The organism is Hamadaea tsunoensis DSM 44101 (genome assembly GCF_000428945.1).
In the GTDB taxonomy this organism is placed as follows: Bacteria; Actinomycetota; Actinomycetes; order Mycobacteriales; family Micromonosporaceae; genus Hamadaea; species Hamadaea tsunoensis.
Window position 1 is genome coordinate 279,887 of sequence record NZ_AUAX01000008.1, and the last position, 22,462, is coordinate 302,348.

A 22,462-nucleotide genomic window follows, 5' to 3' on the forward strand; every position below is an offset into this window, starting at 1 on the left:
ACTTAACCGCATCAGTCCAGGCCGGACGGTTTCTCGGCGATCAGACTGTTCCGATAGTTTTCCGGAAGTTGTTGACGCTCTTACGGGACTCTTTACAGAATGATGCTCACGGATGGAATGCCGGCCCGCCCGGCCGGACCCGCTCCCGGTGTGGCGAGTCCGCCCGGCTCGCCACACCACCGGGATTCCCGCCCGCACGGGAAATCGAGCCGCGGTCGGCCGTCGGGCCGGCTGACCGCGTACGAACCCGGCCGGCCACCGCTGACGGATCGGTGGCCGGCCGGGTCTCCCCCGTGGACTGTCCTACTTGTTCAGTGGAGCGGTGCTGTCCCGGACGATCAGCTCCGTCGCCAGCTCCACCCGCGGGCTCTCGATCTTCTCGTGCTGGGCGAGCCGCAACACCGTCCGCGCGGCCAGCATCCCCATCTGCGACAGCGGCTGGCGTACCGTCGTCAGCGGCGGGGACGACCAGCTCACCTGGGGCAGATCGTCGAAGCCGACGATGCTGACGTCGTCCGGTACGCGTAGCCCGCGCCGCCGGACGGCCTCGTAGACGCCGAGCGCCATCTGGTCGGACGAGGCGAAGATGGCCGTCGGCGGGTCGGGCAGGTCGAGCAGCCGCATCCCGCCCTCGAATCCGGTGACGTGATAGAAGTTGCCCGCGTGCACGAGCTTCTCCTCGAACGGCAGGCCGGCCGCCTCCAGCGCGGTGCGGTACCCGTCGAGCCGGGCCCGGCTGCACATCATGTGCGGCGGCCCGGCGATGAAACCGATCCGCTGGTGGCCGAGGCCGATCAGGTGCTCGGTCGCGGCGAGGCCGCCCGACCAGTTCGCGGCCCCGATGGTCGGCGCGTCCAGCGCCGGTACGCCCGCCGGGTCGACGATGACGACCGGGATGTGCAGCCGGCGCAGCTCCGCCTGCAGCGGCGGGGCCAGTTCCGACAGCACGAAGATGACGCCGTCGGTGGTCCGCGCCCGCAGGTTGTCCAGCCACTGCTTGGCCGAGGTCGACCGGCGGTGGATGGCCGACACGACGGTGCCGACGCCGGCCGCGTGCGCGACGTCCTCGACCCCGCGGATGATCTCGACCGCCCACGGGCTGTCCAGGTCGTTGAACACGAGGTCGATCAGTCCGGTCGTCCGCCGCGCCGCCGTCGCCCGCCGCTCGTAGCGGTGCCGCGTCAGCAGCTCCTCGACCCGTTCCCGGGTCTCGGCGGAGACGTCGGACCGCCCGTTGATCACCCGTGAGACGGTGGGCACGGACACCCCGGCCTCGCGCGCGATCGCGGCGATGGTCACCTTGCGACTGTTCTCCGCTACCACGGGCGGCTCCCTCCTCAACGTGCTGCTCAGCCTACGGGCAGATCTTTCTCACCCTTTGACCCCACCGGCCAGGCCGCCGATCAGCTGCCGCTCCGCGATGGCGTAGAACGCGAGCGCCGGAACCATCGACAGCGTGACGTACGCCAGGATCCGGGCGGTGTCGGCGACGTACTGCCCCTGGAAGGCCTGTACGCCGACCGGCAGCGTCCACCAGCTCTGATCGGTGAAGACCACGAGCGGCAGCATGAAGTTGTTCCAGCTGGACACGATCGCGAGGACCGAGACCGTGGCCAGGGCGGGCCGAGCCATCGGCAGCAGGATGCGCCAGAAGAACCCGAACGCGCCGCAGCCGTCCAGCGTCGCCGCCTCCTCGATCTCGCCCGGGATGGTCCGGAAGAAACCGCGCAGGATGACGATGGTCACCGGCAGCCCGAACGCCGCCTGCGGCAGGATCACGCCGAACGGGTTGTCCAGCAGGTCCAGCGAGCGCAGCAGGATGAACAGCGGCAGGATCGCGACCGCGAACGGGAACATCAGCCCGATCGAGAAGAACGTGAACAGCGCCTCCCGGCCGCGGAAGGCGAACCGGGCGAAGATGAACGCGGCCATCGCGGCGGTCCCGACCACGACGAGGGTCGTGGCCACGGCGATGAACGTGCTGTTGAACAGCTGCCGCCAGAACACGCTCGAGGTCAGGATGCCGGTGTAGTTCTCCGGGTGCCACGGGTCGGGCAGGGCCAGCGGCTTGGTGGCGAGCTGGCCGTTGTCCTTGAAGCCGCCCAGCACGCCGAAGAGGACCGGCACGATGATGACCGCGCCGATCATGATCGAGACGACGTGCAGCGAGAGGTGGCGTACGCGTACCCCGGCGGGCGTGGGTCGGCTCATCGTTGGACTCCCCGGGTGGTCAGGGCGCCCTCGACGTCGCGGCGCATGACCAGCCGCTGGTAGAAGAGCGCGAAGATGAGGCTGAGCCCGAACATCACGATGCTGATCGCGCTCGCGTAGCCGACCTCGAAGCGGCGGAAGCCGTACTGGAACATCGTCACGGCCATCGTCTCCGATCCGTGGATCGGGCCGCCGCTGGTCATCACCCAGACCATGTCGAACAGCTGGAGCGTGCCGATGACGGACAGGAAGATGCTGATCCGGATGGTCGGCCCGAGCAGCGGCAGGGTCACGTGCCGGAAGATCTGCCACGGATTGGCGCCGTCGGTCGAGGCCGCCTCGGTCAGCTCCCGCGGGATGTTCTGCCGGGCCGCCAAGTACAAGATCATGTGGAAGCCGAAGTACTTCCACGAGATGACGAGGAACAACGCGTACAGGACGGTGTCGGGGTCGGCGAACGCCGCGCCGCCGGTCGCGCCGAGGATGCTCGAGATCGTGTCGCCCAGGCCCTGGCCCGGTGAGAACACCATCATGAACAGCACCGCGGTGGTGACCTCGCTCAGCACGTACGGTGCGAAGAAGATCAGCCGGTAGACCGCGCGGCCGCGCAGGTTCTGGTTGAGCAGCATGGCCAGCGCCAGCGAGGCGGGCAGCTGCAGCACGAGCGACAACACGATGAGGATGCCGCCGCGACGCAGGTCGCCGAGGAAGATCGGGTCCCCGAAGGCGCGGGTGAAGTTGTCCGCGCCGACGAAGTTCTGGGGCAGGCCGAAGCCGTTCCACTTGAACATGCTGGTGTAGCCGGCCACCACGATGGGGACGATGACCAGCAGTACGAACAGGACCAGGGCGGGCAGCAGGAAGCCCGCGATCGTCAGTACGCCCCGCCCCGGACGGCGGGGCCGGCGGCCACGCTCCTGCGTGGCCGCCGGGGTGCGGGTCAAAGTCGCCGTGCTCACTGGCTCTTCGCCACCGCGGTGATGTCCTTGACGATCTTGTCCGGTCCCTTGGTACCGGCGATCAGCTCCGCCACGCTGTCGTTGACCTGCTGGCCGACGGCCGGCGCGTACGCCTGGTCGAGGTAGAGCTGGAAGCCGGTGGCCGCGGCCAGCGACGACGCGACGACCTTGTTGTTCGGGTCGGCGATGGCGTCGGCCGCCACCTTGACCGTCGGGAGGATGGACCCGGAGGCCGTACCCTTCCGCTGGTTGTCCGCGCTCATGATGTACTTCAGGAAGTCCGTCGTGGACTTCGGCGCGTTCTTGCCGACGGCGAAACCGTTACCGCCGCCGAACGCCTCCGACACCGAGCCCTTGCCGCCGTCGACCGCCGGGAACGGGAAGAAGCCCAGCTTGTCGCCGAGGCCCTTCTTGCTCGTCGACTGAGCGGCCTCGGTGCTCGGCGCCCACTGGCCCATCAGCTCCATGGCCGCGCCGCCGTTACCCATGATCCCGGACTGCCCGTCGGGGGCCGTGTACGCCGCTCCCAGGAATCCCTTCTGGAACGGCGACAGGTCGACGAGGTCCTTGAGGTGCTGGCCGGCCGCGACGAAGTCGGGGGTGTCGAAGTTGTTGTCCGCCGCGGCCTGCTTGAGGGCGGCCAGGCCGCCGACCCGCATGGACAGGTAAGCCCAGTAGAAGTGGCCGGGCCACTTCTCCTTGCCGGCCAGCGCGATCGGGACGATCCCGGCGGCCTTGATCTTCTTGACGGCCTCCAGGAACTCGGCCCACGTGGTCGGCGCCGCGGTGACGCCGGCGCGGCCGAAGAGTTCCTTGTTGTACCAGAAGCCGACCATGCCGACGTCGAACGGGATGCCGTAGATCTTCCCGTCGATGGTGTACGGCTGGACCGCCGCGGGCAGCAGCGTGTCGATCCACGGCTGCACGTCGGCGGTGATGTCCTTGACCAGGCCGGCGTCGACCTGCTGCTTGAGAACGCCGCCGCCCCAGGACTGGAACAGGTCCGGCGGCGCGCCGGCCTGCGTGGCGGTGGTCAGCTTCGCCTTGAACGCCTCGTTCTCCAGGGGCTGGATCTTGATCGTGACGTCGCTGTGCGCGTTCTGGTATTCCTTCGCCATGTTGGCCCAGATGCCGAGCATCGGGTCGGTGTTGCTGACGTGCCACCAGTTGATGGTCTGCGGGCCGCTCGACGTGCTGGGTTCGTCTTTTCCGCAGGCTCCGAGCAGGAGCGCGCCGGCGCCGGCGCCAGCCAGCCCCAACAGTGACCTTCGGGCGAGGTGAGTCATGAGCCATCCCTTCGAGATGGATGCCAGGTGCTCAGATGCGGATACTGACCGCCGAAACTTTCGGAACAGCGGTCGGTATTTTCTAATGGATGGCGGGCACGTTACGACGCCAGTACAGGCTTGGTCAAGGGGCTGTTGCCGAAGAGGCCGAACGGTTATCGTGGGCAAAATTCAGCGGCGACCGGCGAAACTTCCGGAACTTTCTCGGAGCCGAGCCCATCGAAGGAGCACACATGTCGACCGACCTCGCGGGCGTGGCGGGTCAGCACCCGGATGCGCCGGCCGCTCAGGCGATCCGCAATCCGATCCTGAGCGGTTTCCACCCCGATCCGTCGATCCTGCGCGTGGGAGACGACTACTACCTGGCCACCTCGACGTTCGAGTGGTACCCGGGGGTACGCGTACACCACTCCCGCGATCTGGTGCACTGGCGGGCCCTCGGCGGCATCATCACCGAACGCCGGCTGCTCGATCTGCGCGGCGCGGGCGACTCCAACGGCGTGTGGGCACCCGACCTGTCCTACGTGGATGGCGAGTTCCACCTGGTCTACAGCGACGTGGCCAGCTTCGCCGCGGGCTACTGGGACCCGCAGAACTACCTGATCACCGCGACCGACATCAACGGGCCCTGGTCCGACCCGGTGCCGCTGCACGGTCACGGGTTCGACGCCTCGCTGTTCCACGACGAGGACGGCACCAGCTGGCTGCTGGCCATGAGCGCGGACTGGCGGCCCGGCCGGGACCGGTTCGCCGGCATCGAGATCCAGCAGTACGACCGGGCGCAGCGCAAGCTCGTCGGGCCGACCCGGATCATCTTCGAGGGCACCAAGGCCGGGCTCACCGAGGGCCCGCACATCTACCGCCACGACGGCTGGTACTACCTGCTCGTCGCCGAAGGCGGCACCAGCTGGGAGCACCAGGCCACGATGGCCCGCTCCCGGCACCTGCTCGGGCCGTACGAGGCCGACCCGGCCGGGGCGCTGCTCACCTCGCTCGGCCGCAGCGACCTCACCCTGCAGAAGGCCGGCCACGGCAGCCTCGTGCGCACGCAGAACGACGAGTGGTACCTCGCGCACCTCGTCGGGCGCCCGTACAGCCCGCTCGGCAACTGCGTCCTGGGCCGGGAGACGGCCTTCCAGCGCGTGGAGTGGCCCGAGGGCGGCTGGCCGTCCATCGCCGGCGCCATCCCGGCCGACGAGTTCCCCGCACCGGACCTGCCCGCGCACCCCTGGCCGGCCGAGCCCGCCACGGACGACTTCGACGCCCCCGCCCTCGGCCCGCACTGGTCGACCCTGCGCCGCCCGGCCGGCCCGGAGTGGACGGACCTCACCGCCCGCCCCGGCTTCCTGCGCGTACGCGGCGGCCAGTCGCCGGTCGGCCGGCAGAGCCCCAGCCTCGTCGCCCGCCGGGTCGGCGACGTGCGCTGCGAACTCGAGACCGCCGTCGAGTTCACCCCGGCCGACCACCGGCAGCTCGCCGGGATCACCGGGTACTACAACCAGCTCAACTGGCACTACCTCTACCTGACCCGCTCCGACGACGGCAAGACCGTCCTGGAGCTGCTCAGCTGCGACTCGGGACGGCGCATCACGTACCCGGAGATCTCCGTCGACGTCACCGGCGAGCCCCGTGTGGGCCTGCGGGTGAGCTTCGACGGCCCGGCCCTGCGGTTCGCGTACCGGACCACCGGCGACTGGCACGCCCTGCCGGTCGAGCTCGACGCGACGATCCTGTCCGACGAGCACGCCGCCCGTTTCATCGACGGTGAGCCCGAAGCCTGGGGCTTCACCGGCGCCTTCCTCGGCCTGTGGGTGCAGGACCTCGGCGGCGACGGCGCGTACGCCGACTTCGACCACGCCACCTACCGGGAAGGGTGATCTCTTCTTTTCCGTCCAGAAAGGACACCGATGAAGTTACGACGATCCGCCCTCGTCGCCACCGTCGCGCTGGTCGCCGCCGGCGCGCTCAACGCCGTCCCCGCGTCGGCCGGGCACCCGGAGCGCCCGGCCGACCTCAGCCTGCGGGCCCTCGGCCAGCGCAGCGACCTCGCCATCGGTACCGCCGTCGACATGGCCGCCCTCGACGACACCACCGACCCGCAGTACCGCAAGCTCGTCGCCGAGCAGTTCTCCTCGGTCACCCCCGAGAACGTCATGAAGTGGGAGGTCCTGGAGCCCACCCAGGGCACCTACAACTGGGCGCCGGCCGACGAGCTGATCGCCTTCACCAAGCAGAACAAGCAGCGCGTACGCGGGCACGTGCTGGTCTGGCAGAACCAGTTGCCGGCCTGGCTCACCGACGGCGTGAACAACGGCACGATCAGCGACGACCAGCTGCGCGACATCCTGCACAAGCACATCACCGACACGGTGAGCCACTTCAAGGGCAAGATCTGGCAGTGGGACGTCGTCAACGAGGCGGCCAGCGACCCGTGGGACTCGCCGTCGACCATCCACTACAAGGGTTTCTGGACCCAGCACCTCGGTGGCGGCATCATCGCCGACGCCTTCCGCTGGGCGCACCAGGCCGACCCGAAGGCGCTGCTGTTCTACAACGACTACAACATCGAGGCCTTCGGCGACGGCGGCCCCGGTGACAAGACGCAGTTCGTCTACAACATGGTCAAGCAGCTGAAGCACGACGGCGTACCGATCGACGGCGTGGGCAGCCAGGGCCACCTGGGCACCCAGTACGGCGACTACGACGCGCTGCAGATCAACGACACCCTCAACCGCTTCACCGACCTGGGCCTCGACGTCGCCTTCACCGAGGTCGACGTGCGCAGCCAGATGACCGCGGGCGTGCAGGCCGGCGACTCCAACGAGATCAACCCCCGCCTGCAGGCCGCCGCGGCCGACTTCAGCGCCCTGATGCAGGGGTGCCTCGCCAACCGGCGGTGCATCTCGTTCACGGTCTGGGGCTTCACGGACAAGCACTCCTGGGTGCCCGGCTGGTTCAAGGACCCGCTGGAGGGCATGGCGACCCTCTACGACGAGAACTACCAGCCCAAGCGCGCGTACAACACGCTCAAGGCGGATCTGATCTTCGCCGGCCGGCGCTGATCCACCCGGAGGAGCCGGCGTCCGTCGTGGCGCCGGCTCCTCACCGCACCTCGCGCGTCATCATCAGATTGAGATCATCATCGACGCGTACGCTCTGCCCGGGTTCCGCCGTCACGTGCGCGTACGCGACTCCGAGCCCGTCCGGCCGGTAGCCCCGGGCCAGATAGATGCGGTGCGCGGCGGCGTAATCCGCGTACAGGCCGACGCCGAGACCGGACGTGGGCCCGCGCTCACCGATCGCCGCCTCGGCCGCGTCGAGCAGGGCGTTGCCGATCCCGCGGCGGCGAAAACCGTCGAGAACGTTCAGATCAGCGATTTCCGGAACATCCCGCTCCCGGAACGGCGCGTAGCGACTGCGCCACAGCACCGTGACGTAACCGGCGACGGCATCGTCCACAGTGGCCAAGAAGGTCGCCCGCTCCCCCTGTTCCTGCTGGTCGAGGTATCTCCGGAAGGCCGCCTCGTCCTTGCCTGGCCAGCCGAGGGGCGCGAACGCGGCCGCGATCCGAGCGGGATCGCCGGGCCGGAACGGCAAGATCTCCATCCGATGAAAGTTACGCGCCCCCGCCCCCATCGTCGCGGTCATTTCCACAGCCATGACCCAAGATCCCGTTTGGATCAGGGAAATCACCCGAATCTTGGGCCAAGATTACGGGCGAAACCCTGATCCAAACGGGATCTTGGACCGGGATCGGGTGTGATCGGGCGTGATCGTCAGGCGAGCTGGGCGGCTTGGAGGCGGGCGTACGCTCCGGAAGCCGCGACCAGCGACGAGTGGGAGCCGACTTCCTCGATGACGCCGTCCTTCATGACGACGATGCGGTCGGCGGTGCGAATGGTCGACAGCCGGTGGGCGACGACGAACACCGTGCGCCCGTGGACCAGTCGTTCCAGCGCCGATTGGATCAGCGCCTCCGTGTGCGCGTCGAGGGCGGACGTGGCCTCGTCGAGGATGAGGACGCGCGGATCGCGGATGAGCGCGCGGGCGATGGCCAGCCGCTGGCGCTGGCCGCCGGACAGGCGGGCGCCGCGTTCGCCGACCACGGTGTCCAGGCCGTCGGGGAGGCGCTCGACGAACTCCCAGGCGTTGGCGTCGACGAGGGCCTGGCGCAGGCGCTCGGGCGGTACGCCGTCCAGCCCGTACGCGACGTTCTCGGCGATGCTGCCCTCGAAGAGGATGGGCTCCTGCGGGACGATGGACAGGAAGCGCCGGTAGGTACGCAGGTCCAGGCCGGCCATGTCGGCCCCGTCGAGCAGGATGCGGCCGCGGGCCGGGCGCAGGAAGCCGTTGACGAGGTTGAGGACGGTGGACTTGCCGGCACCGGACGCGCCGACGAGCGCGATCGTCTCCCCGGGGCTGACGTCGAGGGTGAAATCGCGTACGCCGTAGGAGTAGCCGACGTTCTCGAAGCGGAACGCTCCCCGCACCGCGGTGACGGGCGCCTTGCCGGCGTTGTCCTCCAGATCGGGTTCCTGGAGCACTTCGCCGACCGAGCGGACCGATTCGAGGCCGCGTACGATCACCGGGCCGAGGCTCATCAGGGTGGTCATCGAGCCGGTGAGGGTGCCGAAGAACGCGCTCAGCATGACGACGTCGCCGGCGGTGATCGGCACCCAGCCGTAGTACGCGGTGAGGGCCGCACCCGCGAGGCAGCCGACGCCCAGCACGTTGAGCAGGGTCCAGGCGAGCGCACCGAACCGGCCGTTGAGGATGTCGAGCCGCAGGCCGGCCGTCATCACGCGGGCCAGGGTGCCGTCGACCCGGCGCAGCGCGTCGCGTTCCAGCCCGTGCGCGCGGGTGATCGGGATCAGGGTCGTCATCTCGCTGATCCGCGAGGACAGCTTCTCGACCTCCCGGCGGAAGCTCTCGTTGTCCGTACGCATCCGGGTACGCAGGCGTACCACGAGGATCGCGGCGACCGGGACGACGACGAGGAAGACGGGCAGGAACGCCGGTGCCCGGAAACCGATGATGACCAGGCCGCCGACGAGCATCGTGGTCGCGGCCAGCCCGGTGTCGCCGGCCTGCTGCACCATCTGCTCGACGTTCTCGACGTCCCGGATCACCTTCGACTGCAGCACTCCCGCGTTCGTCCGCGCGTGGTAGCCGATCGACAGCTGCTGCATCCGGTGGCAGAGGGCCGAGCGCAGCCGGGTGCCCATCCGGCGTACGGAGCCGGACAGGCAGCGGACGAACAGGATGTGGAACGGGTAGTTGAGGCTCAGCAGGACGACCAGCAGCCCGGCGTTGAGCCACAGCTGCGCGACCGGCTTGTGCTGCACGACGACGTCGATGATGTTGGCCGTGACCAGCGGCAGCATCCAGGTCGGGCTGTGCTTGACGATGAAGGCGCCGACGCCGCCCAGCAACCGCCAGCGGTCCTCGCGAAGCAGGTAGCCGACGGTCCGCAGGGGATTCTCGCCACGGTAACGATGATCAAGGGGGTTCGAGGCGACCACGAACGCCCAGCCTAATCGGGTACCCCGCCGGCTGTTGTGCGCGGCCGATACCTAACACTACGATGCATAACGCTTCTAGGTATTCGTCGAAGGGGAGCTTGCCGATGGCCGACGACGGCATCGTGGTCAGCGGACTGACCAAGCTGTACAAGAACGTGCGCGCGGTCGACGACCTGTCGTTCACCGTCAGCCCCGGCCGGGTCACCGGCTTCCTGGGGCCCAACGGCGCGGGGAAGACGACCACGCTGCGCATGGTGCTCAACCTGGTCCGCCCCACGGCGGGAACCGCGACCATCGGCGGGCGGCGCTACGCCGACTTCGCCGACCCCAGCCGGGAGGTCGGCGCGATCCTCGAAGCCTCGGGCGCGCACCGCGGCCGCACCGGGCGCAACCACCTGCGCATGCTCTGCGACGCGGCGGGGATTCCGGCCGGCCGGGCCGACGACGTGCTGGCCATGGTCGGCCTGACACCGGCCGCGAACCGCAAGTTCAAGGGCTACTCGCTCGGCATGCGCCAGCGCCTGGGCATCGCCGCGGCGCTCCTCGGCGATCCCGACGTCCTCATCCTGGACGAGCCCGCCAACGGCCTCGACCCCGAGGGCATCCGCTGGATGCGGGAGCTGCTCAAGTCGCTGGCCGACGAGGGCCGCACGGTCCTCGTGTCGAGCCACCTGCTGTCCGAGATGGAACTGCTCGCCGACGACGTCGTCATCATCGCGGCCGGCAAGCTGGTCCGGCAGGGTCCGATGGCCGAGATCGTCGACGCGACCGGCGGCGCGCAGCTGCGCGTACGCACACCGCGCCCGGACGAGCTCCTCGCCGAGCTGGGCACCGCGGTCACGGTGACGCGGACGGCGGACGGGGCGCTGCGGATCGTGGGCGCGGACGGGCCGGCGGTCGGGGCGGCGGCGATGCGGGCCGGCGCCGAGATCCACGAGCTGACCGTGGAGCGGCCCGACCTCGAGAACGTGTTCCTCCAGCTGACGGCCGGAAAGGCGGACATCCGATGAGCACCACCGTCCAGGCACCCCCGGCCACCGGCCGCCCGGTGATCCCGCACGTCGGCGTACCGGGGCTGCGGCTCGTGCGCAGCGAGATCAGGAAGATCACCACCACCAACGCGTGGTGGCTGTTCGGCATCGCCTCGTTGGCGTTCACCGCCTTCGCCCTGCTGATCAATACGGCGCAGGCGTCGGACGACATCTCCCATGCGCGGGACACCGCCGAGGTGTTCAAGCCGGGCCGCGGCCTGAGCCCGGCCGAGATCGCCGAGGCGAAAGCCGCCTTCGCGCAGCAGCACGACCTTCATCTCCAGGTGGTCAACGCGGCCGGCAACATCTTCACCAGCGGCCAGTTCTTCGGCCTGCTGCTCGTGATGCTGCTGGGCGTCCTGGTCATCACGAACGAGTTCCAGTACCAGACGGCGACCGCGACCTTCATCATGACGCCGCGGCGTACCCGGGTGGTGTTCGGCAAGCTGATCGCCGTCCTCGGCCTCGGGATCGTCTTCTGGCTGGTGGCCCGGATCGTCTCGCTCGTGGTCGGACTGCTGTTCTTCCACAACCTCGGCCTGACGAACGCGCTGGGCGAGTGGCCGGTCCAGCGGGCGATCATCTTCAACCTGATCGCGTACCTGCTGTGGGCGCTGCTCGGCTTCGGGCTCGGCACACTGCTGCGCAGCCAGATCGGCTCGGTCGTCACCTCGATGATCGTCTACCTCGTGGGCTTCGTGGGGGCGATCGGCGTGTTCGGCTTCATCCGGGCCCACCTGATCCACGGGGACTGGGTGCTGACGTCCGCGGTGAGCGTCCCGACGATCGCGTCGGAGGTCATGGTCACGCCGGAGAAGCTGTATCCGCAGGCCGCGCCGTGGTGGGTCGGCGCGCTCGTCATGCTCGGGTGGTCGGTGGCGGCCGGTGCCGTCGGCATCGTGCTCAACCGCCGCCGCGACATCAGCTGACCCGCCCGGTCGCACCGCGGTCAGCCCCGCAGCGGCACGACCAGATAGGCGAGGCCGGCCGGATCGTCCGTGGCCGCGAAGGAGGTCGGGGCGATGCCGGGCTGGAGGGCGACCGCCACCTCGCCGTCGAACGCCCGCAGCCCGTCCTGGAGATAGTGCGCCTGGTAGGAGGCGGTCAGCCGGTCGCCCTGGACGTCGGCCTTGACCTCTTCGCGCGACTCCCCGGCCTCCTCCGAGCCCGCCCGGACCACCACCACGCCGTCGGTCGCCTCCAGCGTCACCGCGGTCGCGAACGCCGCCGCCCGGGCGACGGCGGCGAGCAGGGCCGGCGCGTCGACGGTCAGCGTACACAGTGGAGAGACGGTCAGCAGGCGGTCGATCTGGGCGTCCGGGAACGGCAGCGCCAGCGACGAGGTGGCCAGGCCGCCGTCGGGCCAGTCCAGCCCGAAGGCGCCGCCGGAGGCCCGCAGCGTCACCGGACCGGCGGCGGGAACGCTCCGCACCGCGTCGGCGAGGATCCCGGCCGGCACCAGCACGTCGATCCCCGGCCCCGTGTACGCGACGGCCGCCGAGGCCATCCGGAACCGGTCGGTCGCCACCAGGCGCAGTACGCCGTCCGCCGACCGCAGCCGCACACCGGTGAAGATCGGCAGCCCGTCCCGGGAGGCGGCACCGCAGACGGCGAGGGCGGCCGGCCGCAACCGCTCGGCCGGGACCGTCCCGGCGGCGGCCGGCCAGCCGGGCGCGGGTGCCGGGGCGGGAACGATCGGGAGCGCGAAGCGGCCGGACGGCGTACGCACGGCCAGCCGGGAGCCCTCGACGGACAGCCGCACCTCGGGCGCCTCGACCCCGGCCAGGACGGTCGCGAAGGATCGGCGGGGCACGGCGGCGGCACCGGTCGCGTGCACCTGGGCCGCAACCGAGCCGCGGACGCGCAGGTCACCGTCGCCGGCAGCCAGTTCCAGTCCGGTGCCGGCCGACAGGTGCAGCGGCGCCGCGGACCGCCCGGGCAGCAGCCGGTCGGTACGCGACGCGACACGGGCGAGGGCGGCGGTGGCCACGACGAGGTCCATGCCGCGGACCCTAGCCACCGCCTACGACACTATCGCCAGATCCCGCGGCGAGTTGTTGAACCGGGCGCCGCCGGTCTCCGTCACCGTGACGATGTCCTCGATGCGTACGCCGAACCGCCCGCTCAGGTACACGCCCGGCTCGATCGAGAAGCACATGCCGGGCACGAGCGGCCGCTCCTCGCCTTCGACGATGTAGGGCGGCTCGTGCGTACTCATGCCGATGCCGTGGCCGGTCCGGTGGATGAAGTGGTCGCCGAAGCCCGCGTCGCGGATCACCGCCCGGGCGACGCGGTCGATCTCCTGGCTCGGTACGCCCGGCCGGACCGCCTCGAACGCGGCCTGCTGGGCCCGGCGTACGACGGCGTGCACCTCGGCCACCTCGGCGGACGGCTCCCCGACCGACACCGTACGCGTGGTGTCCGATCCGTAGCCCTGGTAGGAGCCGCCGAAGTCGAGGACGATCGCGTCCCCCTCGGCGATGACCCGGTCGCCGGGCCGGTGGTGCGGGTTGGCGCCGTTGGGCCCGGAGCACACGAGCGTGAAGTCCACCGAGGAGTGCCCGTGCTCGACGAGCGCCCGCCCGAGATCGGCGGCGACCTGCAGTTCGGTGCGGCCCGCGAAGCGTACGCCCAGGATGTCGGCGAACGCGGCGTCGGCGGCGGCCCCCGCGGCGGCGAGGCGCGCGAGCTCGGCGTCGTCCTTGACCGCGCGGAGCATGGGCAGGGCCCGGGTCATCGACGTGTACGCGACGCCCGGCGCCGCGGCCTGCAGCCCGAGCAGGTGCAGCGACCAGGCCGAGTCGGAGATCGCGAAGCCGCCGGTGCCCGGCAGGATCTGCGCGGCGACGGCGTAGGGATCGCGGCCGTCGGGCCAGTCGACGAGCCGCAGCTGCGAGCCGCCGGGGCATTTCTCGGCGTCCGGGCGTTCGAGCCGCGGGACGACGAGGACGGGTTCGGCGCCGGTGGAGACGATGAGCGCGGTGAGCCGCTCGTTGATCGGCGGCTCGTACCCGCACAGGTAGGCGAGGTCCGGGCCGGGCGTGACGATCAGCCCGTCCAGGCCGGCGCCGGCCGCCGCGCGGGCGACCCTCTCCATGCGCAGCGCGAAGTCGTCGGCGGTGAACGGCGCGCCCATGCGGACCTCCCGTGGTCGTCAGCAGGCACTGTCGTCAGCAGGAGCTGTCGTCAGCAGGCGCCGAACCCCGTCTCGAACAGGCGCCGGACATCCACAGCGTAGCCCGCCACCTCCTTCTTCACCGTCTGTCCGTCGTGCAGGAACAGGAAGGCCCGGTCGCCGTTCTCGACGAGGATGCCCGGATACGTGTGGCTGCCGGCCGGCGGGCTCAGCTCGACCTCGTTCGCGTAGGCGGTCCGCACCGCGCCGACCGCGCTGCCCTCGGCGATGCCCTCCGGCGTGTGCAGCGGCGCGTGGGCCCACAGCAGGACCAGCTTGCCGTCCCGGAAGACCGGCCCGGCCCCGGCCACGTCGGCGAACGGCTGGTTGCAGCCCTGCTGTGGGCTCAGCCCATGCCGCGCGACGAGGTCGGCCTTCGCGGTGCCGAACGTGATGCCGTCCACGCCGTCGAAGGTCACGGTCCGCTCGTCCAGCGGGGCGGCGGCCGCCGCGGCGCGCGGCCGGTCCCGGCCGTCGCCCAGCAGCAGCCCCGCCACCACGGCGAGCGCCGCGAGGCAGCTCATTGCCGCCGTCGCCGCGATCGTGCCCCGTCCGTGCGTGTCGCGCATCGTCGTCTTCCCCCGTCCGCGACCCCCCGTTGGGCCCGCGCAAGGCCACCACCTTACATAACGTGACGACTCATGTCGCAAGAGTGACGACCGAATCCGCGTGCTACCTACCCGGAAAGACGGGAAAGCGCCGTCTGGGCGATATGCTGCGCCGCCGCCGCCAGCACCGCCGGCTGTCCACCGGGAACATCCAGCCGTACGCCGAGGACGAGGTTGCCGTCGCGTACCCAGATCATGGCCAGGCCGGTCGGGGCGGTGAAACCGGTCGCGGCCTCGCCGAGCGCCGGAATCGCCGCCGTGTCGACGTTCGCGGGCGGGTGGGCGGTCGTGTCGGCGTACCGGGCGGTGGCGGCGTCGGCCCGGGCGAAGACGAGGGCGCTGACGGTCAGCCGCACCCCGTCCGCGTGCCGGTCGCAGGTGTACGCGACGTAGCCCGTCTTGTCGCTGTGGTCGCCGGCCGGTGGCGCCTGTGAACCGCCGAACGGGTCGGCGAGGGTGAAGTCGACGGCCGCGCACAGGTTGCCGCGTACCGAGTGGACACGGGGATCGCTCTCGGATCCGGGGCTCGCCGGCGCGCTGGTTCCAGGGCTCGGCGTGGCGTTCGCCTGGCTGCTCGGGGCGGTCGAGTCGATGGTCGCGGGGCTGGGGCTCGTTCCGGCCGCGGTCACCCCGGGATGGCGGACCACCAGGACGATCACGAGGAACCCGGCGGCCAGCCCCGCGGCGGCCACCAGCGCGACGCCGAGCTTGCGACGCGTACCGAGGTCGGGCATCGGGGCACCTCCCGGCGATCCGGCCGCCCGCGCCCTCCACGGAGGACGCGGGCGGTACTTCGGGATCAGTGTGTCAGTTGTTGCTGAGGAACGTCGATGCCAGCGACTGGCCGAGCGTCACGGCGTTCGTGTGGTTCTCGATCGGCGAGACCCGCTGCGAACCCTGGAACACGATGTAGGTGACCCCGGAATCGGTGCCGCCGTTGCTCGGGTCCGGGTTGATGCCCAGGTCGCTCGCCGTCTTGTAACTCGACTCGCCGATGATCGCCGTGGGTCCGGTGTCACCGACCACCGCGTACTCCACCTGGTTGTTGTAGATGACGGCCACCACGGTGCCGCAGCCGATCGAGTAGTTGCGGTAGTCCCAGATGCTGCTGGCGCTCGGCACCACCACGTACGGCAGGTTCGCCGCGTTCAGCGGGCTGTCGCCCGAGGTGTGGCAGAAGGTGTCCGCCTGGAAGCAGCAGTCGGTGTTCTCGTTGCACTGCGTCGTGCGTACGCCGTCGCAGTCGATGTCCATGTCGCCCTTCCAGAACACCGCTCCGGTCTTCTGGCAGACGGCGACGGTGGCGGTCGCGACGTCCTCGTCCGTCTTGTACTTGCCGTTGGAGATCTGGTTGCAGGTGCTCACCTTGGCCAGCAGCTGCGCGGCCGTCGGGGCGCCGCCGCCACCGCCGCCCGCGGTGAGGTTGATCCGGTCGAGGTTGGGGCCGCCGTTGGCGGTCGTCGCGGTCGCCCGGATCGTGTTCGACCCGGCGTTGAGCGTGGCGGTCACCGTCGCCGTGGCCCACGTGTCCCAGGTGGACGTGGAGTTGAACGCGACGCTCGTCGCCACGTTCACGCCGTTGACCGCGATGGTCATCGGCCGGTTGACGGTGGTGCCGTTGGCGTAGCGCAGCACGATGTTCGTGCTGCCGGCGTTCGCCGCCGACACCGCGAACTGCACGTAGCTGCCGGTCGCGTTGTCGTAGTTGACGAACCCGGTCCCGGTGAACCCGGTGTGGTTGGACTCCACCACGCCCTGGGAGATCGCGGCGTCCTCGGCCTGGTACTCGGTGGCCGGGGGCGGCGTACTCGCGACCTCGAAGTCGACGTAGTCGAGATTGGCGTTGCCGTCGGCGGTGGTCGCGGTGACCCGGATCGTGTTCGACCCGGCGTTCACGGTCGCCGTGATCGTGTCGGTGGTCCAGGTGTCCCAGCTGCCCGTGCCGTTGAAGGCGTGGGCGGCCGACACCGTGGTCCCGTTCACGGCGATGTCCGCGGCCCGGTTGGCCGCGGTCCCGTTGGCGTAGCGGATGGCGATCGTGGCGCTGCCCGCCGTGGCCGCGTCGACCGTGAACTGCGTGTAGCTTCCGGCGATGTTGGTGCCGTCGACGAAGCCGGTCCCGGAGTATCCGGTGTGGTTGGTAGCGACCGCTCCCTGGGAGATGGTCGCGTTCTCCGCCTCGTAGCGCGTGGGCGCGGCGCTCGCGGGCGAGGCGGGCAGGAGCATGCTGAGCGCCAGGCCGGCCGTCGCCACAGCGGCGGTGACCAGGCGCGGAGCGCGGGGGGATCTCTTGACGAGCACTGACAGCTCCTCCTGTCCGACTGTTAGTAAGCTTGACTTACTGACGTACGCCGATCGATGCTAGACGCCGCCGGATCGGCCGGTCAAGAGGAGTCCACAACGGACGAAAAAGCCGCTCAGCCTTGCTGCGGCGGCGGATTGCCCTGCCCATCGGGCTGGGGCGCGCCGGCCGGTGGGGGCGGCGGGCGGAAGCTCACGTGCACGAGGTCGAACAGCGAGGTGCTGGGCTGGAAGTCGAGCTCGTCGGTGGCCCAGTACACGACGAAGGTGTTCACCGGATGCACGACGACCAGCGCGTCGGCGTGCCGGCGCCGCTCGGCCGAGCCGAACGTGAACTCCCACAGCACCGACGGCGGCCCGTACGTCAGCCGCTTGACGCCGACGCTCTCGTACGCCGGCAGCCGCCCCGTGCCCAGCAGCCGCCGCTCTTCGTCGCGGGCGGCCATGCCCGGATCCTGCTTCGGCGGCCCGGCCGGGTCGACGGCCAGCACCCGGCCGCCCCGGGGATCGGAGAAGCACTGCGTCGAGCCGTCGCTCCAGTGCTTCCAGCCGACCGGCACGGCGATCCAGAAGCCGGTGGGGCCGGCGTACCAGGTCCAGTCGCGGGGCGGCATCCAGTTGCCGGGCGCTCCCGCCATGGACGTCTTCGTCACCAACTCGGTGATCGTCGCCGGCTGCTCGCACCCCAGTACGCCCAGCGGGACCGTCACCGCGGCCGGGCTGTTCGATGTGGACGGCGTACCGGTGGAGCCGAGGTGGTTGGCCGCGACGGCCGCCGTGCTGACGAGGATCGCCGCCACGGCCGTCGTCATGACGATCAGCCGGCGGTGCCGGCGGATCGCCCCGGCCGCGGGGGACGAGCCGGCCGCCACCGACTTCAGGATCCGCTCCACCTCGGCGGGGGCCATCCGCTGGCGGGGGTCGCGCCGCAGCAGGCCCTCGATCACGGGCTTGAGCGCACCGGCCCGGGTCACCGGGTTCGGCGGCTCGGTCGCCAGGGCGGTCAGCGTCTCGACGACCGTCTTGCGGCCATAGGGCGTACGCCCTTCGACCGCCGCGTACAGGGTGGCGCCCAGCGACCACATGTCGGCGTCCGGAGTGGACACACCCCGGCGGGCGCGCTCGGGCGCGAGGTACTGCGGCGTCGCGATCAGGCCCGGCCGGCTGACGGCGTTGTCGGTGTCGAGCGAGGCGAGGCCGAAGTCGGTGAGCACCACCCGGCCGTCGGTGCCGATGAGCACGTTGTGCGGCTTGACGTCGCGGTGCAGTACGCCGGCCGCGTGCGCGGAGCGCAGCGCGTCCAGGACGGCGAGGCCGATGCCCGCCACCCGTTCGGGCGCCAGCGGTCCCTCCTCCTCCAGCACCGCCTGCAGCGAGCGGGACTGCACGTACTCCATGACGATCCACGGCCACTGCTCGGTGTGCACGACGTCGTAGATCTTGACGACGTTCGCGTGGTTGAGCCGGGCCGCGGCCCGCGCCTCGCGCAGGGTCAGCTCCCGCAGCTCGCCGCGCTCGGCCTCGGTCAGCCACTTCGGCGGCACGACCTCCTTGATCGCCACGTCGCGGTGCAGCAGCTCGTCGCGGGCCAGCCAGACCCGGCCCATGCCACCGCTGCCGACGGAGCGCCGCAGCACGTACCGCCCGGCGATCAGGGCCTGCTCAACCGTCATGGCCGCTCTTCGGGGGTGTCGGGGGGTGAGAACTCCACCGTAGACCACTCATGGGCATACCTCAGCCCTGCCCGGACGTTGTTCTGGCCAAGGTCGCGTACACGACAAAGTTGTCCACATAGGAACCCTCCGCCCGGTCGAAGGTCCCCCCGCACGTGATGAGGCGAAGCTGGGCGTCCGGCGTCGGACCGTAGACCGCGTGGGTGGGGAACGCCGTCTTGGCGTACCGGCCGGTGGCGGTGACCACGAACCGCAGCCAGGCGTCGCCGCGCTGCACCTCGACGGCGTCTCCCGCGCGCAGCCGGCTGAGCTCGTAGAAGACGGCCCGGCCCAGCCGCGAGTCGATGTGCCCGGCGATGACCGCGGGCCCCGCGTCACCGGGGACGGTCCCGTCGGCGAACCAGCCGGCCTCGGCGTACTCCACGGGGGCCTGCAGAGCGCCGGTGTGATCCAGGTGCAGGGCCTCCAGCGGGCTGTCCACGCCGATCGCCGCGATGCGCAGGCGCCGCGGCCCGGTCCCGCCCGGCGCGCCCACCGGCAGCTCACCGGGGCGCGCGGGCCCGGCCAGCCAGCCCACGAAGGGCACCTGCCGGGCCAGGCCCGCGCGCACCAGCCCCGCCGCACCCCCCGCGGCGAGAGCGGCCACGGCGGCCAGCGCCGCGACCGCGAGGCGGGCTCGCGACCGCCGGTTCACAATGTCTTCAGGCGTCGCCGGATGCCCCAGGCGGCACCGGCGGCTACCAGCACGAGCAGCGCCGCGCCGCCGTACAGCGGCCACGCGCCGGACCCCGCCAGCCCGCCCGCTCCGGTGGCCACCCCGCCCGCCGGAACCACGCCGTCACGCGTCGCGTCGGTCCGCAGCTCCGTCTTCAGAGCGCCCGCCGCACCGTCCAGGATGAGCAGCGAGTAGACGTTCCCCGCCGCCAGATCCGCCTGTACGCCGGTGTCGGACCGCCCGTTCGCCGGGTGGATGACCAGGTTGAACGTTCCCGGCCGGACGGTCTGGTACGCCGTCGTGGTGGCGAACGCGACGTTGTCGGCGATCGTCTGCCCGTCCGGAAGGGACACACCGAGCACGGGTGCCTGCACGGAGGCCTGGATGACGCGTACCTTGGCCTGGTCGCCCGGGGGCATCGAGAGATCGTCGCGCAGGACGCGCAGACCCAGATCGGCGTACTTGCCGACGCCGGCGACCGTGTACGCGCCGCCCGGCTCGACGGTGACCAGCGTGGTCAGGATGACCGGCGAGCCCGGCGGCTTCGACGGGGCCATCCCGACCTCGTAGCCGCCCACCGGCAGGGCCAGGTACGCCGACATCACGCCGTAGCCGACACCCCGGAAGACCTGCTCCTTCATGGTTCCCGACAGGGCCTTGAGGTGCACGTCGACCTCGGGGGTGTCGGGCGAGAGGTGGGCCAGCCGGACGTAGCCCTTCCCGTCGCCGCCGGCGGCTTCCCGGGCGTGGGCCGGTGCCGCGACCGCCAGGGGCAGCGCTAGGGCGAGGGCCGCCGTGGCGAGCCTGCGCATGTTCACTCGTGCCTCCCCTGGGTTGAGTCCACGCCGAAGGCTGCCGCTCCGCATAGATCAACGCCATTACCCGTTCGGGTGAGGCTGTGTAGCTTGTGAGTGAAAAATGACCGGGTCTTGAGTACCCCGTCAGCTATCTCGCCCTGGTCGTCAGTGTCGCCGGCCGGCCGTCCTGCCAGGCGAATTGCTCCATGGTGGACGGCCGGCCGGTCCGCTCAGTCGACTTCGGCCAGCGCCTGGGCGAACTGGGCTGAGTAGAGCCGCGCGTACGCGCCGCCGGCCGCGATCAGCTCGTCGTGCGTACCCTGCTCGACGATGGCACCGTTCTCCATCACCAGGATGGTGTCGGCGTCGCGGATGGTCGACAGCCGGTGGGCGATGACGAAGCTGGTCCGCCCGGCCCGCAGCGTGTTCATGCCCCGCTGGATCAGCACCTCGGTACGCGTGTCGACCGAACTGGTCGCCTCGTCGAGGATGAGGATCGACGGCTCGGCCAGGAACGCCCGGGCGATCGTCATCAGCTGCTTCTCGCCGACGCTGACGTTCGAGCCCTCCTCGTCGATGACCGTGCCGTAGCCGTCGGCCAGCGTACGGATGAACCGGTCGGCGTGCGCGGCCTCGGCGGCCCCGACGATCTTCTCGTGCGTCGGCTCGTCGGCCCCGTACGCGATGTTCTCCTCGATCGTGCCGCCGAACAGCCAGGTGTCCTGCAGCACCATGCCGATGTTCTCGCGCAGTTCCTCGCGGGACATCTCGGCGATGTCGACGCCGTCGAGGGTGATCCGCCCGGCCGTCACGTCGTAGAACCGCATCAGCAGGTTGACCAGCGTCGTCTTGCCCGCACCGGTCGGGCCGACGATCGCGACGGTGTGTCCCGGCTCGACGGTCAGCGACAGGTTCTCGATCAGCGGCCGGTCCTCGACGTACCGGAACGACACGTTCTCGAAGGCGACCCGGCCGCGTACCTGCGCGGGACGGGCCGGCTCGACCGGGTCCGGGGTCTGCTCGTCGGCGTCGAGCAGCTGGAAGACCCGCTCGGCCGAGGCCACACCGGACTGCAGCAGGTTCGCCATGCTCGCGACCTGGGTCAGCGGCTGGGTGAACTGGCGCGAGTACTGGATGAACGCCTGCACGTCGCCCAGCGACAGCGAACCCGAGGCGACCCGCAGGCCGCCGACGACCGCCACCAGCACGTAGTTCACGTTGCCGATAAAGAACATCGCCGGCTGGATCAGCCCGGAGATGAACTGCGCCCGGAAGGACGAGTTGAACAGCGACTTGTTGTGCCCGGCGAAGGTCTCCTCCGCCTCGTTCTGCCGGCCGAACACCTTGACCAGCGAGTGCCCGGTGAACATCTCCTCGATGTGCCCGTTCAGCTTGCCCGTGGTCGCCCACTGCTTGATGAACTGCGGCTGCGCGCGCTTGCCGATCTTCGCCGTCAGCCAGACCGAGACGGGCACCGTGACCAGCGCGATCACCGCCAGCAGCGGCGAGATCACGAACATCATCACGAGGACGCCGACGATCATCAGCAGCGACGTGATGAGCATGGCCAGCGTCTGCTGGAGCGTCTGGGCGATGTTGTCGGTGTCGTTGGTCGCCCGGCTGAGCACCTCGCCGCGCGGCTGCTGGTCGAAGTAGCTCAGCGGCAGCCGGCCCAGCTTCACCTCGACCTGCTCGCGCAGCCGGTAGATCGTGCGCTGCACGACCGAGGTGGTGAGCCGGCCCTGGATCACGCCGAACAGCCACGAGCACACGTAGATGCCCAGCACCCACAGCAGCACCGTGCCCAGCCGGTGGAAGTCGATGCCCTGGCCGGCTACGACGTCGGGGGTGTTGGCCAGCATGTCGGCGAGCTTGTCCTGGCCGGTCGCGCGCAGCTGGTCGATCGCCTGGGCCTTGGTGACGCCGGCCGGGATCTTCGCGCCGATGATCCCGCCGAAGATGACGTCGGTCGCCTTGCCGAGGATCTTCGGGCCGAGCACCGACATCGACACGCTGGCGATGCCGAAGGCCAGCACGGCCGCGATGACCGCCCGCTCCGGCTTCAGCATGCCGAGCAGCCGCTTCATGGAGCCGGCGAAGTTCATCGGCTTCTCGGCCGGACCGGCGCCCATCATCATCCGGCCGGGGCCGAAGGCGGGGGGCTGCGGACGGCGTACCGGGGCG

At 70.6% G+C, this 22,462-nt stretch carries 19 protein-coding genes; 4 read left to right on the forward strand and 15 right to left on the reverse strand.

Features of this window, described 5'->3' with window-relative positions; genetic code table 11:
* Positions 1-303 precede the first annotated feature (303 nt).
* The 4 genes from G401_RS0117435 to G401_RS0117450 are packed head-to-tail and all read right to left on the reverse strand — an operon-like array spanning position 304 to position 4,456.
* Positions 304-1,323 (reverse strand): LacI family DNA-binding transcriptional regulator, encoded by a 1,020-nt coding sequence (locus G401_RS0117435; RefSeq protein WP_027343521.1) that lies wholly within the window; start codon positions 1,321-1,323, stop codon positions 304-306.
* Between the two features lie 48 nt (positions 1,324-1,371).
* Positions 1,372-2,211 carry a carbohydrate ABC transporter permease gene (locus G401_RS0117440; RefSeq protein ID WP_027343522.1) on the reverse strand — a complete coding sequence of 280 codons (840 nt, stop codon included), beginning with the start codon at positions 2,209-2,211 and terminating at the stop codon, positions 1,372-1,374.
* Positions 2,208-3,170, reverse strand: coding sequence for a carbohydrate ABC transporter permease (locus G401_RS0117445; RefSeq protein ID WP_027343523.1), 963 nt, complete (start codon positions 3,168-3,170; stop codon positions 2,208-2,210). The genes G401_RS0117440 and G401_RS0117445 overlap by 4 nt, the downstream gene beginning before the upstream one ends.
* The gene (locus G401_RS0117450) at positions 3,167-4,456 is read right to left on the reverse strand and encodes an extracellular solute-binding protein (RefSeq protein ID WP_027343524.1); all 1,290 of its coding nucleotides are present in this window, start codon (positions 4,454-4,456) and stop codon (positions 3,167-3,169) included. The genes G401_RS0117445 and G401_RS0117450 overlap by 4 nt, the downstream gene beginning before the upstream one ends.
* Before the next feature lie 233 nt (positions 4,457-4,689).
* On the opposite strand from G401_RS0117450, the gene G401_RS0117455 reads away from it, so the two are divergent.
* Positions 4,690-6,333, forward strand: a complete 1,644-nt coding sequence (locus G401_RS0117455; RefSeq protein ID WP_051366762.1) for a glycoside hydrolase family 43 protein — start codon at positions 4,690-4,692, stop codon at positions 6,331-6,333.
* 30 nt (positions 6,334-6,363) lie between these two features.
* Positions 6,364-7,518 carry an endo-1,4-beta-xylanase gene (locus G401_RS0117460; protein WP_027343526.1) on the forward strand — a complete coding sequence of 385 codons (1,155 nt, stop codon included), beginning with the start codon at positions 6,364-6,366 and terminating at the stop codon, positions 7,516-7,518.
* A 40-nt stretch (positions 7,519-7,558) separates the two neighbouring features.
* On the opposite strand, the gene G401_RS0117465 is transcribed toward G401_RS0117460, so the two are convergent.
* A complete protein-coding gene (locus G401_RS0117465) occupies positions 7,559-8,062 on the reverse strand; it encodes a GNAT family N-acetyltransferase (RefSeq protein WP_051366763.1) in 504 nt (167 codons plus the stop codon).
* A gap of 170 nt (positions 8,063-8,232) precedes the next feature.
* Positions 8,233-9,978 carry an ABC transporter ATP-binding protein gene (locus tag G401_RS0117470; RefSeq protein ID WP_027343528.1) on the reverse strand — a complete coding sequence of 582 codons (1,746 nt, stop codon included), beginning with the start codon at positions 9,976-9,978 and terminating at the stop codon, positions 8,233-8,235.
* 104 nt (positions 9,979-10,082) lie between these two features.
* Between G401_RS0117470 and G401_RS0117475 the strand changes: the two genes are divergently transcribed.
* Both G401_RS0117475 and G401_RS0117480 read left to right on the forward strand, forming a co-directional pair.
* Entirely contained in the window at positions 10,083-10,988 is a 906-nt protein-coding gene (locus G401_RS0117475; RefSeq protein ID WP_034591936.1) for an ABC transporter ATP-binding protein, read from the forward strand.
* Positions 10,985-11,938 (forward strand): ABC transporter permease subunit, encoded by a 954-nt coding sequence (locus tag G401_RS0117480; RefSeq protein ID WP_051366764.1) that lies wholly within the window; start codon positions 10,985-10,987, stop codon positions 11,936-11,938. Before G401_RS0117475 ends, G401_RS0117480 begins: the two co-directional genes overlap by 4 nt.
* Positions 11,939-11,958: 20 nt before the next feature.
* On the opposite strand, the gene G401_RS0117485 is transcribed toward G401_RS0117480, so the two are convergent.
* The 9 genes from G401_RS0117485 to G401_RS0117525 form a co-directional block, all read right to left on the reverse strand.
* Positions 11,959-13,011 carry a DNA polymerase III subunit beta gene (locus G401_RS0117485; RefSeq protein WP_027343531.1) on the reverse strand — a complete coding sequence of 351 codons (1,053 nt, stop codon included), beginning with the start codon at positions 13,009-13,011 and terminating at the stop codon, positions 11,959-11,961.
* Between the two features lie 21 nt (positions 13,012-13,032).
* Positions 13,033-14,145, reverse strand: a complete 1,113-nt coding sequence (locus tag G401_RS0117490) for an aminopeptidase P family protein (protein ID WP_027343532.1) — start codon at positions 14,143-14,145, stop codon at positions 13,033-13,035.
* Between the two features lie 50 nt (positions 14,146-14,195).
* On the reverse strand, positions 14,196-14,753 hold the full coding sequence (locus G401_RS46375; protein ID WP_051366765.1) for a hypothetical protein: 558 nt from the start codon (positions 14,751-14,753) through the stop codon (positions 14,196-14,198).
* A gap of 107 nt (positions 14,754-14,860) precedes the next feature.
* On the reverse strand, positions 14,861-15,526 hold the full coding sequence (locus G401_RS0117500; RefSeq protein ID WP_027343533.1) for a hypothetical protein: 666 nt from the start codon (positions 15,524-15,526) through the stop codon (positions 14,861-14,863).
* Positions 15,527-15,599: 73 nt separating this feature from the next.
* Entirely contained in the window at positions 15,600-17,093 is a 1,494-nt protein-coding gene (locus tag G401_RS57720; protein WP_245601745.1) for a glycoside hydrolase family 75 protein, read from the reverse strand.
* A gap of 116 nt (positions 17,094-17,209) precedes the next feature.
* Positions 17,210-18,766, reverse strand: a complete 1,557-nt coding sequence (locus tag G401_RS57115) for a serine/threonine-protein kinase (protein ID WP_051366766.1) — start codon at positions 18,764-18,766, stop codon at positions 17,210-17,212.
* 61 nt (positions 18,767-18,827) lie between these two features.
* Positions 18,828-19,460: a class F sortase gene (locus tag G401_RS0117515; protein ID WP_051366767.1), complete on the reverse strand. Its 633-nt coding sequence runs from the start codon at positions 19,458-19,460 to the stop codon at positions 18,828-18,830.
* Positions 19,457-20,293 (reverse strand): DUF4397 domain-containing protein, encoded by an 837-nt coding sequence (locus tag G401_RS46395; protein WP_034592063.1) that lies wholly within the window; start codon positions 20,291-20,293, stop codon positions 19,457-19,459. The genes G401_RS0117515 and G401_RS46395 overlap by 4 nt, the downstream gene beginning before the upstream one ends.
* A 215-nt stretch (positions 20,294-20,508) precedes the next feature.
* Positions 20,509-22,416, reverse strand: a complete 1,908-nt coding sequence (locus tag G401_RS0117525; RefSeq protein WP_027343535.1) for an ABC transporter ATP-binding protein — start codon at positions 22,414-22,416, stop codon at positions 20,509-20,511.
* Positions 22,417-22,462 lie beyond the last annotated feature (46 nt).